Origin of the sequence: Bacillus sp. FDAARGOS_235, assembly GCF_002073415.2 — a bacterium.
Taxonomy (GTDB): Bacteria; Bacillota; Bacilli; order Bacillales; family Bacillaceae_G; genus Bacillus_A; species Bacillus_A toyonensis.
On the sequence record NZ_CP020437.2, the window covers coordinates 2,561,945 to 2,577,182 of the forward strand.

Sequence of the window (15,238 nt, forward strand, 5' to 3'; positions counted from 1 at the left end):
TTATTAATTAACGACTATTTAACGTCAACTATATCGAATGTATAAAACTATTGTAAACAGGAAGGGGTTTCTATTCAATGAAAATTACAGCTATTCATCTTTACGCAATTCGTTTACCGCTTCGCGATCCGTTTGTTATTAGTTATGGTTCTTATTCTGATATGCCTTCTGTTATCGTCAAAATGGAAACAGATGAAGGCATTATCGGTTACGGTGAGGGCGTTGCTGATGATCACGTTACAGGCGAATCATGGGAAAGTACTTTCCATACTTTAAAACATACACTTGCTCCTGCGCTCATCGGGCAAAATCCAATGAATATTGAGAAAATACACGATATGATGGACAATACAATTTACGGTGTGCCTACTGCGAAGGCCGCGATTGATATTGCTTGTTTTGATATAATGGGCAAAAAACTAAATCAACCTGTATATCAATTAATTGGCGGACGCTACCATGAAGACTTCCCTGTCACTCACGTCTTAAGTATCGCCGATCCAGAAGACATGGCTGCTGAAGCTGCTTCCATGATTCAAAAAGGTTACCAATCTTTCAAAATGAAAGTCGGTACGAATGTAAAAGAAGATGTAAAACGTATTGAAGCGGTACGTGAACGTGTAGGAAGTGATATTGCGATTCGCGTTGATGTAAACCAAGGATGGAAAAATAGCGCCAACACATTAACGGCACTTCGTTCATTAGGTCATTTAAACATCGACTGGATTGAACAGCCTGTTGTCGCAGACGATATTGACGCAATGGCTCACATTCGTTCTAAAACAGACCTTCCGCTTATGATTGATGAAGGATTAAAAGGTTCTCGTGAAATGCGCCAAATCATTAAATTAGACGCGGCTGATAAAGTAAATATAAAACTAATGAAATGCGGCGGCATATATCCCGCTGTAAAACTCGCTCATCAAGCAGAAATGGCCGGCATTGAATGCCAAGTTGGATCCATGGTCGAATCATCCGTTGCCTCTTCCGCAGGATTCCATGTCGCTTTCTCGAAAAAAATCATTACGAGCGTTGAACTTACAGGTCCATTAAAGTTCACGAAAGACATCGGAAACTTACATTACGACGTACCATTTATTCGCTTAAACGAAAAGCCAGGACTCGGCATTGAAATAAATGAAGATACATTACAAGAACTAACCGTCTTTCAAGACGTTGTACGCTAAAGGAGGACTAACGCATGACTGTTCTATATGAAGGAACATTAAAACAAAACGAACAACCATTTCACGTTACATTACTATCAAGAAAGCACATCGAACAAATTTTATCATTACAAAACATTATAGTTGAAGCGTTGGAAGATAAAAGTCGTTTACAACCACTCTCACAAGAAGAATTTCAATATATTCTAGAAGGAAACGGCATGATGATTGGCGCTTTTATCGAAAATGAACTCGTCGCATTTCGTGCTCTACTCGTCCCTCCTATCGACGATGAACATTTAGGACTCGATATCGGATTACACGAAAGCGAACTACAAAGAGTTATCTATCAAGAAATCTCAAACGTTCATCCGAACTGCCGAGGAAATGGGATGCAAAAAACATTAGCAAAAGTCATTATGGAAGAATTGCAAAAAGAAGATAGCAAATATGATTATGTATGTTGCACCGTTGCTCCTTTTAACATTCCAAGTTTGAAGGATAAGTTTGCGCAAGGGATGGAGATTGCTGCGCTGAAAGAGAAGTATGGTGGTAGTATGCGGTATGTTTTTGTGAAGGAATTGCGCAGAGATAAAGAAAGAGATTGGACAGATGTTCAAAGTATTCTAATGAGTGATGCTAATGGACAGCAGGCTTTGCTTTCGGAGGGGTATCGTGGGTATGAGATGGAGAAAACAGCAGATACTTTCATTGTGAAGTTTGGGCGATAATCTATATGCTCGAAAAAAGGGGATGTCCCTTGTGACATCTCCTTTTTTCGATCCTTTGAACAATTTTGTGGTAAATGAAATTATATCAACGATTTTTCGAATATATCTATCATAACTTACAATATATCAACGGTTTTTCAAATATATCTATCAAAACTCACAATATATCAACGATTCGACAAGGAATATCGATTTACCGACAAAAATCGATATTCCTAAATCGTCATCTTCCAACTAGATAACGCTAACCAATTCTCCATTTCCTTATAATCAGGCATTATCTTTCCGACAAGGCGCCAAAAAGAACGATCATGATTTAAATGAACCATATGGCACATTTCATGAACAACTACATAGTCAATCACTCGCTGTGGTGCCATCGCTAGCTTCCAATTAAATGTTAATTGTAAATTAGAATCACAAGTTCCCCACGTACGACTACTATCTGTAATACGAATAGATCGCGGTTTTGTTTTAAAATTACTTTGATGCGCTTTAATACTCTTCTCTACTAGCGCTTTACACTGCTTATAATAAAATCGTTTTAAAGCTTGTTGTATTTTCTCATCCTTAAGCTCTTTCACATAAATATGTAGCTTATCCCCTTCAAACACTGCATTGTCTTGCTCCATACTTGTATCTTGAGAAATCTGTATCGGATACGTACTTCCTAAATACAGAAATTCCTCTCCTTGATCATAATCTTTTTCCTGTGGTCCAAGCACTCGCTCCTGCATTTCCTTACGGGTTCTCTGAATCCAATCCCACTTCTCCTCTAGCAACTGGACTAAGTATTCAACAGGTGTCCCTTTTGGAGCTTGCACTTCCACATTTCCGTACGAATCTACAAAAAGACGCACGGACTTTTTCTTCTTATAAGTTATATGAAAATTAATTGTCTCACCTAAATATGTATGTATCATTTCATCACCTAGCGTATTATTTTACAAATAAAAAAGAGTAGGATACAAACGTCCTACTCTACTTATTATATCATTTACTGCTTTAACAAACTCATTATCCTCTATACTTTACAGCTAATCCTTTAATGAAATTCCTTGCGTATCTATCGCCGCACTCTTTGTAATTCTTATGGCCTTTCTTTCTTAATAAGGCGCCTAATTCTCCTTTTGTCACCGTAACTCCTACGCTATCTAATATATCAAGCACATCCTCAGTCGTTAACGATAGTGCAATTTTCATTTTCTTTAGAAGAAGGTTATTGGCACTCTCCTTGCTCTGTACAGGTGCCGGTTGTCCTGGTTTCGGATCTTGCTTTCCTCTTTTTAAAGTAATAAATCCATTTAAAAATGCCTCTAACATCATCATATCGCATGTTTTTACGTACTCATCTTCGATTATATCAGCATCTTCAGGTTCATGCTGAGGAGCTCTTTTTATTTTTGTAAGCATATCAACTACGTCTTCTTTCGTTACTTCCATCCCGCCAAGTTTAAAGATTTCCACCATATCTATATCTCTTATATCTAAAGCATATCTTACTCTCTTTAATATATCGTTGTTGCTCATTGCCATTGTTTTGCCTCCTGAAATATTGATTATAGTAATGCTTTTAGCATGTATAAATTAATGTCGTCAAGTTACTACTTTAACATTTTAGGGGGAGGTTTTGTAGTCTTAGGTGGATTAATGCTTTTGGGGATGATTTTAAAACAGCAACATATGTTGTTTAGGCACTTGGTATTATCCATTTATACCCAATTAAATTATTTAATTGGGTATAAAAATGCTGAACGAAATTTCGGACATGAGGACCCAATGCTAACAGAATATACATATGGAGAGTCAGGAGCTAATACCGAAAAGCTCCTAAAAGTACAGAAGGGAGATTCACTATTAATTAACACACTTGAAAATGGACTAACCTAATATAGGTTAGTCCATTTCTTTTTATGCAACTCTAATTTAGTGGGCAACTCAAACATGAATGTTACGCAAAATTCAGGTGAAATATATTGATTATGTTTACTTAGGTTTTACTTTTTATTTGCGTTACGGTTCACCGTAACTAATCTAAACGAGGTTATTATTTATTATTTGCATAGTTAAATTTTGCAAAAAAAGTCGTGCCTTCCGATCCTGTTTGAATTTCTATTTTTGCATTATGACGGGCAGCAATGGCATAACATATACCTAGCCCCAATCCAGTTCCATTATCTTTGGTCGTGTAAAATGGAGTACCCAGTTTCTCTAATACTTCAGGTCTGATACCTTTTCCTTGATCACGCACTGCAAGCACCACACAATTTTGACCTTCCTTGTAGGTACTGATGGTTAGAACTTGCCCTGTGCTCATCGCTTCTAAGCCATTACGGTATAGGTTTATTAATAATTGCCGTATCTCGTTACGATTTAAAAGTAATTCCGGAATGTCATTTGTATCGACTTGAATATATTTATTTTGATTATGCGTATCAATCTTTATTAAAGGAATCGTATCATGGATAATTAAATTTAAATCTAACATCTGCAAATCCGATTTCTTTGTATTACCCATTGAGAGAAATTCAGTAATAATAGAATTGGAGCGGTCAAGTTCTTCTATCATTAAATTAAAGTATTTATTATGTTTCTCATAGATGTTCTCTTCTTTTAATAACTGCAAAAATCCTCGTACTGTTGTCATTGGATTTCTAATCTCATGGCTAATACCTGCTGCCATTTGCCCTATTAAATCTATGTTTGATAACCTTTTCAATTCCTGCTCATATTGCTTTTTTTCCGTTATGTTTTTAAAAATACAACAAATACCATCATCATACGGGTATGCACTAACTTCGTACCAATATTCATCAGATATAGAAAGAAATTCGAAATGAACTGTAGTTCGCTCTGACATTGCACTATGAAATTCCTTATACATAACTGTGTCGACGCTACTCGGGAAAACCTCCCGTATATTCTTGCCTAATACATCTTTTGCTGTTTTTCTTTGTGGAAAATATTGATGCTTATTTACGTACGTAAATTCCCATTTATTATTCAAAGTAAAGAATCCATCCGTAATACTTTCGATCACACTTGTAACTTTTTCATTAGCAGCAGCTAGTTCTCTCGTTCGCTCTTCCACCATGCTTTCAAGTTGATCCATATATAACAAGTTTGAAAACGTAGGAGCTGTGGCATCAACGATAGATTTTGCCAATTGAATTTGGGAATTATCGTAATTATAAAATTTTCCCTCTTTACCAACAACAATTACCCCTAATACTTCTCCCATTGAAACCAATGGGATCATCAAAAGACCCTTACTATCTATATTTTTTGTTTGAATAACCTCTTGGATTTTGGCGTCATAGCTTTTTTCCATCCAATCCACTTCTGTCCAATTACAGTCCTTACTTAACTTCGTTGTTTTAATCGTTTTTTTGTCTAACGGGTCTAAAAGGTGGGCAGCCACGTTTTTACTCTCTAAAATCTGTCCTAAGTAAAAAAAACATTTATCAAAACTCTCCTGTATCGAGGAACACATTGATAAATCACGGGTAACATTTAGTAACAACTGCTTCTCGGCAATAAGGTTTTCCTTTTGTGTTAAATTATTTGCGTTTTGAATTGCGACCGCAGCCATATTTACATAAGCTTCAACACTTTGAATTTCTGAATCTGTTAAGTTCATTGGAGTTCCATAATCAAATAAAAAAACCAGACCAAATAACTCTTGCCCGAATGAGATAGGCAAGGCTAATAAGGACTTAATTTTGAACGCATCAACTGGTCTAGGATCCGGCCGATGATCCTTTGAGGTATCAGGAATATAGATCGTTTTTTTGGTTTCAATAACTTCTTTTGCCAGTAAGTCTATTTCAGGATCAATTACTTGCGTATCGAGCGTTACACCATTTATGGTCTCTGGTTTTCCTGCAAACCCTCTAAATGTTCCATCTTCCTGGGGTAAATAAATTCCAACAGCATTGCACCTAACAATCTCCTCTGATATCGCCATTGTTACACGCTGCAATACTTCACGTAGTTCTAATTTTGTATTTATTATTTTTGTTATATTCGCGAGCCTAGAATATCTCGCCTGATCACTTAACATTCACATGGCCTCCAATTATAGGCATAATAAAATAAACATGATAATATCAGTGAAAATCAAGATCAACCTGCCATTTCCGATTTTCTCCTGTATTCTTTTCTTCCCCCTGTTTTACATAGAATACCTCAATTACTTATGATACAGCTCACCTTAATTAAACTGAAACAAACGCTCATAAAATCGATACACCCCAGCAGCTCTAACTTTCAAAAGTTACACTGTTTCACTATCTCCAGCCGTGTTAACACTTGCCTCAAACTTATCAAGCAACGCACGCACCTCATCAGTCGATTTCGTGCTCATCAATTGATTTCTTAGTTCCGCAGCTCCAGGGAATCCTTTTACATAAATTTTGAAGAAGCGATGAAGTCCCGTGATTGAGCGTGGCAGTACTTCTGCATATTGATCTTGTAAATCAAGCTGTAGTCTTAAAAGATCTAAGTGTTCTTTACTGCTATGCTCTCTTGGCTCTTTTTCGAAAGCAAACGGATTTTTAAAAATACCTCGCCCGATCATAACGCCATCAATACCGTATTTTTCAGCAAGTTCCATTCCAGTTTGACGGTCAGGAATGTCTCCATTGATTGTTATTAACGTATTTGGTGCAATGCGGTCACGTAATTTTTTAATTTCCGGAATTAGTTCCCAGTGCGCATCTACTTGGCTCATTTCTTCTCTTGTACGTAAATGAATAGAAAGGTTTGCAATATCTTGTTTAAAAATATGCGTTAACCAATCTTCCCACTCACTTAACTCTTTAAAGCCAAGTCGCGTTTTTACGCTGACAGGTAATCCGCCCGCTTTTGCTGCTTGAATTAATTCTGCTGCAACGTCTGGACGTAGAATAAGGCCGCTACCTTTTCCTCTCGATGCTACATTCGGTACTGGGCATCCCATATTAATATCGATACCTTTAAATCCTAACTCTGCCATACCTATACTCATTTGACGAAAATATTCAGGATTATCTCCCCAAATATGTGCTACCATTGGTTGTTCATCTTCTGTAAAAATTAAACGGCCACGTACACTTTTCATACCTTCTGGATGGCAATAGCTATCCGAGTTTGTAAACTCTGTGAAGAATACATCCGGTCGGCCAGCTTCACTTACTACGTGACGGAAAACGACGTCTGTCACATCTTCCATTGGTGCAAGTACGAAAAATGGTCGTGGTAATTCACGCCAAAAATTATCTATCATTTCAAATTCAAATCCTCTCATTATGAATGCAATTTCAAACTCTCAATTTATAATTTGTGAAAATCAGCAATATTTATTTTAACTAAAATCGCTTATGAATGGTATTTTTGTAAAGCAAAAAGCAGATGGTATAGATTTTTCCTATATCAACTGCTTTTCTATTATACCAACTTAAGCCAAGCCACACACTCCACATGAGTCGTATGCGGGAACATATCAACAGGCTGTACTTCCTGTGTTTTATATCCGCCTTCTTCTAGTACTTTTAAGTCGCGTGCTAATGTTGCTGGGTTACATGATACGTATACGACGCGCTTTGGTTTCATGTCGATGATTGTGTTTAATAGCGCTTCGTCACAACCTTTACGCGGTGGGTCTACGACCATTGTGTCGGCGATTACGCCTTCTTTGTACCATTTTGGAATGACTACTTCTGCTTCTCCTACGCCAAATTCAGCGTTTGTCATGTTGTTTAGTGCTGCGTTACGGTTTGCGTCTTCGATTGCTTCTGGGACGATTTCAACGCCGTACACTTTTTTCGCTTTTTGCGCTAGGAATAAAGAGATTGATCCGATTCCGCAATATGCATCAATTACTGTTTCGTTACCATCTAACTTTGCGTATTCTAGCGTTTTATCGTATAGCACTTTCGTTTGTTCTGGGTTGACTTGATAGAATGAACGTGCTGAAATCGCGAATTTAATGTCACCGATAAAGTCATAAATATATTCTGATCCGTACAGTACTGTCGTTGTATCACCGAAAATAACGTTTGTTCGTTTCGTATTTACGTTTTGAACGATTGATTTTACTTCTGGGAATTTCGCTGCAATTTCCTCAATGATTGCTTTTTTGTTTGGTAATTCTGCTGTACGTGTAATGAAGACAAGCATAATTTCCCCTGTTACTTGTCCGTAGCGAGCCATTACGTGGCGTAGTGTTCCTTTGTTACGCTCTTCATTGTATGCCGAGATACCATGTTTCTCACAAATACGTTTCACTTCTTGAATTAATGCATCGTTTTCTTCTGCCTGAATTAAGCATGATTCCATATTAATGATGTCATGCGTTCCTTGACGATAGAAGCCAGCTACAAGTCCGCCTTCACGTTCCCCAATCGGTACTTGTGCTTTATTACGGTATACCCATGGGTTTTTCATGCCTAGTACAGGATGAACAGGGACATCGCTTAACCCGCCGATACGCTGCATAACGTCACGTACTTGTTTTTCTTTCGCTTGTAATTGTCCTTCATATGTTAAGTGCTGAAGCTGACAACCGCCGCACTGGTTGTATACTGGGCATTCTGCATCTTTACGATACGGGCTCTCTGTATGAAGTTTTATCAAACGACCAAACGCGAAGTTTTTCTTCACTTTAATAATTTTAATTTGTGCTTCTTCACCTGGTAGTCCGTTTTTAACGAAAATAGGATAACCCTTTATTTTCGCAACACCGGCACCATCGTGTGTTAAATCTTCAAATACTACATCTATAAACTCGTTTTTTTCAACTGGTGGCGTCATTTTTGTACTCATTTTCCGACCTCTCTTTTTCATAACACTGCGTTACATTTTATCATACTTATATGGTCTATTTCTATTGGAAGAAAAAAAGCTATTGACGATAGTTCTCTAGTAATGTTACGCTACTACTAATTTAATACGGACGATGTTACCTCATATATACTCGATAATATGGATCGAGAGTTTCTACCCGGCAACCTTAAATTGCTGGACTATGGGGAAAACTAATGAATATTAGCCTATGCGCAAAAAAGGACTCATATTGATTAGCTTTCTCTCATAGATGAAAGTGAATCCATATGGGTCTTTTTTTATTTTTACTTTTCTAAAAGGTCAGACATCTTACGTATGACATAAAACCTCTTTGTTTTATTTTTAGTAATATAACGAGCGTTTTATGTACAAACTTTATACGAACTTCTGAAAGGGGCAACTACATGCAATATGTAATGAGCATTATCGGTATTCTTGTCGTTTTAGGTTTATGTTTTGCTTTGTCAAACAACAAAAGTAAAATCAACTTCCGCGCAATTGCAATTATGATTGGTTTCCAAATTTTAATCGGTTGGTTTATGTTTGCTACAAAGGTTGGTCAACAAATCATTATTTTCATTAGTAAAGTTTTCAACAAACTAATTAAACTTGGTACGACAGGTGTCGATTTTCTCTTTAATGGGATTCAAAGAGATTTTGTCTTTTTCTTAAATGTATTATTAATTATCGTATTTTTCTCAGCACTACTTTCGATCTTTAGTTATTTAGGTGTTTTACCATTTATTGTTCGCGTTGTCGGCGGTGCAATTTCAAAAATTACTGGTTTACCACGCGTTGAATCATTCCACGCAGTAAACTCTGTATTCTTCGGTTCAAGTGAAGCGTTAATCGTTATTAAAAATGATTTACAGCATTTTAACAAAAACCGTATGTTTATTATTTGTTGTTCTGCGATGAGCTCCGTTTCTGCTTCTGTTACAGCATCATACGTAATGATGTTAGATGCGAAATATGTACTAGCTGCTCTTCCGCTAAACTTATTCTCAAGCTTAATCGTTTGTTCGTTATTAACACCAGTTGATACGAAAAAAGAAGACGAAGTGATTCAAAAATTTGATAGAACTCTATTTGGAGACAGTTTTATTGGCGCAATGATTAACGGTGCGCTTGACGGGTTAAAAGTAGCTGGGATCGTTGCTGCATTAATGATTGCTTTCATCGGTGTTATGGAAGTTGTAAACTACGTAATTAGCGCAGCTTCAGGTGCAATGGGACATGCTATTACGTTACAACAAATCTTCGGTTATATACTTGCTCCATTCGCATTCTTAATGGGTATTCCAACTCAAGATATTATCCCAGCTGGTGGTATTATGGGTACGAAGATTGTATTAAACGAGTTTGTAGCAATCCTTGATTTAAAAGAAACAGTTACAACATTAGCTCCACGTACAGTTGGAATCGTTACAGTATTCTTAATTAGCTTCGCAAGTATTAGCCAAATTGGTGCGATTGTTGGTACAATCCGTGCCCTTTCTGAAAAACAAGGAAGCGTCGTATCTAAATTTGGTTGGAAAATGCTATTCGCGTCAACACTTGCTTCTATTTTATCTGCGACAATCGCTGGATTATTTATCTAATAAAAAACTCCACCTTACTTCTATTTTTCTAAATGAAGTGTGAGTGGAGTTTTTTACTATCTTCTATATATAAACTACTCCAAAAAAACGTAAGACCCCTTTCCGAATTATTCCAAAAATGTATTCCCCTATATATTCTATGATGATATGATGGACAAGGGTATAAGTGACTATAATTAAAACACAATAGAAGGATGATAGAATGAAGAAATATACATATATCGCTTTACTTTCCTCTGCTATTCTCGTAGGTTGTAACACTAGTAATGCTAGTGATAAACAAATAAAAGAAACAACAGCGGAACAAGCAGTTGAACCAAAAAAAGCACAAGCAAAAACAGTAGAAATCCCTTTAACGCAAGGGGCTATCACATGGGATTCGTATGAATATAACGCACAAAACACCACGCTTTATACAAAAAACTTAAGAGATTCATTTAAACAAGTACGTTACAATATTTGGCGTACTGCCGATGGACCTGAAAGCAAACAAACTTTTACTTCACAAGAAAAAGATCGTGATTTTGCCCTCCCACTTCATTTAAAAACATTTCATTTAAAACGTGGAGAATTTCAAATTGAAACAGTAGGGATTAAAGAAGATAATACGGAAACAAATCTAGTAACATCTAAAATTACATTCCAGCAACATGTACCATTTTTGATGTATCATGCGATTGAAAAATACCCTGGACCAGGTGATGGTGATTACGGCTTATACGTACCGCCTGAACAATTCGAAAAACATATGCAGTATTTAAAAGATAACGGTTATACGATGCTCACATTTGAACGTTGGAATGATATAAACCGTGTTAATAAACCTATTTTTATAACAATGGATGATGGTCGAAAAAATAATATGAATGCTCTTCATGTTTTACAAAAATTAAAAGATGATACATTCCAACCTGCAGCAACTGAATTTCTTACTTCAAATGAGATAGACAAACCGAACCGTCTATCAACAGATGATATAAAACAAATGATAGATTCAGGTATTTTTTCTATTCAATCTCATACTGCAAATCATACAATGATGGCTCATTCAGGTAATTATGATGAGGAATTAAGCGGTTCTAAAGAAAAAATTGAAACTCTTACCGGTAAAAAGGTCATCGCTCTCGCCTACCCAGTCGGCTCTTATAATGACCCAGCTGTCGAAGAAACAAAAAAACATTATGAGTTCGCAGTAACTACCGATCACGGCAATCATATTACAAAAGGCACCCCAAACGAGCAACTCTTAATTAAACGCCATTTTGTAGGACCTGATATGTCAATGGAGAAATTCGCATCTCTTATAAAGTAAACCATAAGATATTTTAAATCTTACTAAAAAATGAAAGAAGAGATCTGTTTACAGTCACTAACCTATCCCCCATCTAAAAATGATACGATAAACAAGGGTAAGTCCCCACCGCTCTTACAGCGGTGGGGATTTTAAATATAAGTATGCAACATACTACACAATAGAAGGTGATTTTATGAGAAAATACGCAACAATTGCTTTATGTACGTCTGCTATTCTAGCAGGATGTAATACTAGCACTATAAGTCCAGAACCTAAAAAAGAGAAAAAGGTTCAAGAAGTTAAAAAACAAGAGGAGACTGTGCAAGAACAAGGTAAAATTTCTTATAATCCGATTACACACGATTCTACAAACACAAGTATCCATATTACAGAAATAAAAGATTCTCTAACCGAAGTACAATATAAAATTTGGCGCACTGCGGATGGAAAGGAACATGCTAAATCTTTTTCTTCTAAAGAAAAGGAGAAACAATTTACACTTCCATTTGACATAAAAGAATTTGAAGGAAAACGCGGTGAGTTCCAAATTGAAGCAACAGGAGTCAAGGAAGATGGAAAAATCATCTCACTCACAAAATCTGCTATTACTTTCGAGCAAAAGGTTCCCGTTCTTATGTACCATGCAATCGATGATTATCATGGACAAGGCATTAAAGACTTATTCGTATCACCTGCTAACTTTGAAGGCCAAATGAAATATTTAAAAGATAACGGTTATACATTATTAACGTTTGAACGCTGGGGCGATATTAATAAAGTCAACAAGCCAATTTTTGTTACATTTGACGATGGTATGAAAAATAATATGACTGCATTTCATATTTTGCAAAAACTAAAAGACGATACTTTCAAGCCGACAGCAACAGAATATATGATTGTTGATAATGTCGATGTTGAAAGTTCTCTCTCTACAAATGAAATAAAGGAAATGGTTGATTCCGGTATTTTCTCAGTGCAGTCTCATACAGCAACACATGCTGATTTACCGAAGATTACAAACTACGAAGAAGAATTAAAAGGATCGAAAGAAAAGCTAGAAAAAATAACAGGTAAGCCCGTTATCGCAATTGCTTATCCATTCGGCCATGTAGATGATAAAGTCATTACAGAAACGAAGAAATATTATCAATTTGCGACGACAACAAAGCCTGGAAAGTTCATTACGAAAGGTGAACCAGATGAGTTGCTAAAAATGAAACGTGTTCGTATACACCATACAACTACAGTTGAACAGTTCGCTTCTTCCATTAAATAAATGTGAGAGCTCAATACATTTTGAGCTCTCTTTTTACTTTATATTTATATATATTTTTAGAATTTTCTTGTATTATATATAGTAAGAAATCTTTCAAACTAAAGGAGATTATACATATGTCATTTGAACAAACGTTAGAGAAGTATGCTGCCCTTGCAGTTAATGTTGGTGTTAATATTCAACCCGGACAAACTTTATCAATTAGCGCACCTCTTGAAGCTGTACAATTCGTACGCCTCGTTACAGAAAAAGCATATAAATCTGGTGCAAAACACGTATATGTTGATTGGAATGATGAGACGTTAACACGCTTAAAGTTCGATCTAGCTCCTGAAGAAGCATTTGCTGAATTCCCTTCTTGGAAAGCACATGCTCGTGAAGAATTAGCAAAAGAAGGCGCTGCATTTATGTCTATCTATGCAGAAAACCCTGATTTATTAAAAGGTGTAGAAGCAACACGTATCGCAACAGCTCATAAAGTAGCTGGTGAAGCGATGAAAGTATACCGTGATTACGTACAAGCCGATAAAGTAAGTTGGTGTGTAATTTCTGTTCCTACGAAAGAATGGGCTGCGAAAGTATTCCCTGACGTAGCGCCAGATGAACAAGAAGCAAAGTTATGGGATGCTATTTTCAAAGCTACTCGTGCTGATTTAGAAAATCCTGTAGAAGCATGGAAAGAACATGATGAAACATTACATACAAAAGTGGATTACTTAAACGAAAAGCATTATAAAGCTCTTCACTATACAGGTCCTGGAACAGATTTAACAATCGAACTTCCAGAAAAACATGTATGGGCTGGTGCCGGTAGCCTAAATGAAAAGAACGTACCATTTATGGCTAATATTCCAACTGAAGAAGTATTTACAATGCCACTTAAAACAGGTGTAAACGGCCAAGTTTCTAGTACAAAACCGTTAGTATTTGCAGGTAATATTATCGATAATTTCACGTTAACATTTGAAAACGGACGTATCGTAGACTATAAAGCTGAAGCTGGTGAAGAAGCTTTAAAACATTTAGTAGAAACAGATGAAGGTTCTCACTTCTTAGGAGAAGTAGCTTTAGTACCTCATGACTCACCAATTTCAAACACAAATGTTTTATTCTACAATACACTATTTGACGAAAATGCATCTTGCCACCTTGCAATCGGAAATGCTTATGCATTTAACTTAGTTGGCGGAAAAACAATGTCTAAAGAAGAACTTGCTGAAAACGGAGCAAACGCTAGTATCACACACAACGACTTCATGATTGGATCAGCTGAGCTTGATATTGACGGTATTACAGCTGATGGCAGACATGAGCCTATCTTCCGTAAAGGTAACTGGGCGTTTTAAATTAATTACCATAAAGAAACACATTGGATAATCCAATGTGTTTTTTATTTATTTGGTTTCAATTCAAATTTTATCGTTCTATTCTCACGTGTAAACTCCGGCCTGTATGTGGCGATATATGTATTTTCTTTATCTACATCAAATCGCATGATGTCTTGGATTTTTTCATCTGGTGCTACCTTTTTACTAATGAAGCTATCATATTTATATTCTTTAAACTTTGTACCTTTCTTATTTGTAATCTCAAATTCGTAAAATGCAAAAGGTATTTCTTTTTTACTATTATTTTTCACCGTGAAAACAATCCCTAAAATATCATCTTTCTTTTTATCTATGGTGTAATCTGGATACCCTAATTGGACTGAATCGAGAGTTACTTGCAAACCATCTACATCTACTGTCTCACCTATTTTATAAATTTTTTCTTGAACGTTCTCTTGTTTACTTTCATTACTATTTTCAGTCTCGGTACAAGCACTTAAACTAAAAACTATGCCACAAATTAAAACAATTTGACTCACCTTTTTTAACATACTTTTTCCTCCACATAAGACAACATTTCATATGTATCATAACAAAACCCTTCACACTTTCTTGTCATATTTTGTCGTATTAATTGCTAACTTCACAAATAGAAAAAAGCTATCTTCTACACAAGATAGCTCTCATGATGCCGATGATACTTTAAGTCCAATTACACCTAAAACGATAAATAAAATACAACACGCTTGGAATAAGTTAATATGCTCTTTAAAGAAGTATATACTAATAATCGTAATAAGTAGTGTCCCTAGGCCAGACCAGATCGCATAAGCAATACTTAAGTGAATCTTTTTTACAACGATAGCAAAGATACTGAAACAAATACCATAACAAACGAAAATAAGTACACTTGGAACAAGCTTTGTTAAGCCATTCGATAATTTCATCGCAATCGTTCCAGCTACTTCAAAAATAATTGTAACAAGTAATAATAGCCAATATATCATACTGGAATCT

General features: G+C 36.0%; 14 protein-coding genes and 1 riboswitch. Of the genes, 7 read left to right on the top strand and 7 right to left on the bottom strand.

The features are described from left to right. Positions 1-77 precede the first annotated feature (77 nt). Both A6J74_RS15010 and A6J74_RS15015 read left to right on the top strand, forming a co-directional pair. Positions 78-1,187, top strand: a complete 1,110-nt coding sequence (locus A6J74_RS15010; RefSeq protein WP_000704469.1) for a mandelate racemase/muconate lactonizing enzyme family protein — start codon at positions 78-80, stop codon at positions 1,185-1,187. Positions 1,188-1,201: 14 nt separating this feature from the next. Beyond that, positions 1,202-1,897: a hypothetical protein gene (locus A6J74_RS15015; RefSeq protein ID WP_000217535.1), complete on the top strand. Its 696-nt coding sequence runs from the start codon at positions 1,202-1,204 to the stop codon at positions 1,895-1,897. 215 nt (positions 1,898-2,112) lie between these two features. Here the strand turns inward: A6J74_RS15015 and A6J74_RS15020 are convergent, their stop codons facing one another. Together A6J74_RS15020 and A6J74_RS15025 are read right to left on the bottom strand one after the other, a co-directional pair. Continuing rightward, positions 2,113-2,820, bottom strand: a complete 708-nt coding sequence (locus A6J74_RS15020; protein WP_000582098.1) for a M48 family metallopeptidase — start codon at positions 2,818-2,820, stop codon at positions 2,113-2,115. A 94-nt stretch (positions 2,821-2,914) separates the two neighbouring features. Then, the gene (locus tag A6J74_RS15025) at positions 2,915-3,433 is read right to left on the bottom strand and encodes a YehS family protein (protein WP_001251732.1); all 519 of its coding nucleotides are present in this window, start codon (positions 3,431-3,433) and stop codon (positions 2,915-2,917) included. Positions 3,434-3,559: 126 nt separating this feature from the next. Between A6J74_RS15025 and A6J74_RS15030 the strand changes: the two genes are divergently transcribed. After that, on the top strand, positions 3,560-3,787 hold the full coding sequence (locus A6J74_RS15030; protein WP_225893358.1) for a hypothetical protein: 228 nt from the start codon (positions 3,560-3,562) through the stop codon (positions 3,785-3,787). Between the two features lie 157 nt (positions 3,788-3,944). On the opposite strand, the gene A6J74_RS15035 is transcribed toward A6J74_RS15030, so the two are convergent. The 3 genes from A6J74_RS15035 to rlmD form a co-directional block, all read right to left on the bottom strand. Next, positions 3,945-5,960 (bottom strand): GAF domain-containing sensor histidine kinase, encoded by a 2,016-nt coding sequence (locus A6J74_RS15035; RefSeq protein ID WP_000947549.1) that lies wholly within the window; start codon positions 5,958-5,960, stop codon positions 3,945-3,947. A gap of 213 nt (positions 5,961-6,173) precedes the next feature. Next, entirely contained in the window at positions 6,174-7,163 is a 990-nt protein-coding gene (locus A6J74_RS15040; protein ID WP_000566715.1) for a tRNA dihydrouridine synthase, read from the bottom strand. 161 nt (positions 7,164-7,324) lie between these two features. After that, positions 7,325-8,701, bottom strand: coding sequence for a 23S rRNA (uracil(1939)-C(5))-methyltransferase RlmD (gene rlmD, locus A6J74_RS15045; RefSeq protein WP_000105007.1), 1,377 nt, complete (start codon positions 8,699-8,701; stop codon positions 7,325-7,327). A gap of 121 nt (positions 8,702-8,822) precedes the next feature. Then, positions 8,823-8,924, top strand: a riboswitch (purine riboswitch). A gap of 202 nt (positions 8,925-9,126) precedes the next feature. Between rlmD and A6J74_RS15050 the strand changes: the two genes are divergently transcribed. The 4 genes from A6J74_RS15050 (at position 9,127) to A6J74_RS15065 (ending at position 14,239) form a co-directional block, all read left to right on the top strand. Beyond that, positions 9,127-10,323 (top strand): NupC/NupG family nucleoside CNT transporter, encoded by a 1,197-nt coding sequence (locus A6J74_RS15050; RefSeq protein ID WP_001200495.1) that lies wholly within the window; start codon positions 9,127-9,129, stop codon positions 10,321-10,323. A gap of 202 nt (positions 10,324-10,525) precedes the next feature. Continuing rightward, positions 10,526-11,635, top strand: a complete 1,110-nt coding sequence (locus tag A6J74_RS15055; protein WP_000760986.1) for a polysaccharide deacetylase family protein — start codon at positions 10,526-10,528, stop codon at positions 11,633-11,635. A 175-nt stretch (positions 11,636-11,810) separates the two neighbouring features. Beyond that, positions 11,811-12,893 carry a polysaccharide deacetylase family protein gene (locus tag A6J74_RS15060; protein WP_001233762.1) on the top strand — a complete coding sequence of 361 codons (1,083 nt, stop codon included), beginning with the start codon at positions 11,811-11,813 and terminating at the stop codon, positions 12,891-12,893. A gap of 116 nt (positions 12,894-13,009) precedes the next feature. Further along, positions 13,010-14,239: an aminopeptidase gene (locus A6J74_RS15065; protein ID WP_000007350.1), complete on the top strand. Its 1,230-nt coding sequence runs from the start codon at positions 13,010-13,012 to the stop codon at positions 14,237-14,239. A 44-nt stretch (positions 14,240-14,283) separates the two neighbouring features. Here the strand turns inward: A6J74_RS15065 and A6J74_RS15070 are convergent, their stop codons facing one another. After that, entirely contained in the window at positions 14,284-14,772 is a 489-nt protein-coding gene (locus tag A6J74_RS15070) for a DUF4352 domain-containing protein (RefSeq protein WP_000915101.1), read from the bottom strand. 132 nt (positions 14,773-14,904) lie between these two features. Then, the gene (locus A6J74_RS15075) at positions 14,905-15,228 is read right to left on the bottom strand and encodes a DMT family transporter (RefSeq protein ID WP_000641000.1); all 324 of its coding nucleotides are present in this window, start codon (positions 15,226-15,228) and stop codon (positions 14,905-14,907) included. Positions 15,229-15,238 lie beyond the last annotated feature (10 nt).

What these genes read in the sequence shown, in the direction of transcription:
- A6J74_RS15010 (WP_000704469.1), top strand. Translation starts at nt 78, where the DNA reads ATGAAAATTACAGCTATTCATCTTTACGCAATTCGTTTACCGCTTCGC.
- A6J74_RS15015 (WP_000217535.1), top strand. Translation starts at nt 1,202, where the DNA reads ATGACTGTTCTATATGAAGGAACATTAAAACAAAACGAACAACCATTT.
- A6J74_RS15020 (WP_000582098.1), bottom strand. Translation starts at nt 2,820, where the DNA reads ATGATACATACATATTTAGGTGAGACAATTAATTTTCATATAACTTAT.
- A6J74_RS15025 (WP_001251732.1), bottom strand. Translation starts at nt 3,433, where the DNA reads ATGGCAATGAGCAACAACGATATATTAAAGAGAGTAAGATATGCTTTA.
- A6J74_RS15030 (WP_225893358.1), top strand. Translation starts at nt 3,560, where the DNA reads ATGATTTTAAAACAGCAACATATGTTGTTTAGGCACTTGGTATTATCC.
- A6J74_RS15035 (WP_000947549.1), bottom strand. Translation starts at nt 5,960, where the DNA reads ATGTTAAGTGATCAGGCGAGATATTCTAGGCTCGCGAATATAACAAAA.
- A6J74_RS15040 (WP_000566715.1), bottom strand. Translation starts at nt 7,163, where the DNA reads ATGATAGATAATTTTTGGCGTGAATTACCACGACCATTTTTCGTACTT.
- rlmD (WP_000105007.1), bottom strand. Translation starts at nt 8,701, where the DNA reads ATGAGTACAAAAATGACGCCACCAGTTGAAAAAAACGAGTTTATAGAT.
- A6J74_RS15050 (WP_001200495.1), top strand. Translation starts at nt 9,127, where the DNA reads ATGCAATATGTAATGAGCATTATCGGTATTCTTGTCGTTTTAGGTTTA.
- A6J74_RS15055 (WP_000760986.1), top strand. Translation starts at nt 10,526, where the DNA reads ATGAAGAAATATACATATATCGCTTTACTTTCCTCTGCTATTCTCGTA.
- A6J74_RS15060 (WP_001233762.1), top strand. Translation starts at nt 11,811, where the DNA reads ATGAGAAAATACGCAACAATTGCTTTATGTACGTCTGCTATTCTAGCA.
- A6J74_RS15065 (WP_000007350.1), top strand. Translation starts at nt 13,010, where the DNA reads ATGTCATTTGAACAAACGTTAGAGAAGTATGCTGCCCTTGCAGTTAAT.
- A6J74_RS15070 (WP_000915101.1), bottom strand. Translation starts at nt 14,772, where the DNA reads ATGTTAAAAAAGGTGAGTCAAATTGTTTTAATTTGTGGCATAGTTTTT.
- A6J74_RS15075 (WP_000641000.1), bottom strand. Translation starts at nt 15,228, where the DNA reads ATGATATATTGGCTATTATTACTTGTTACAATTATTTTTGAAGTAGCT.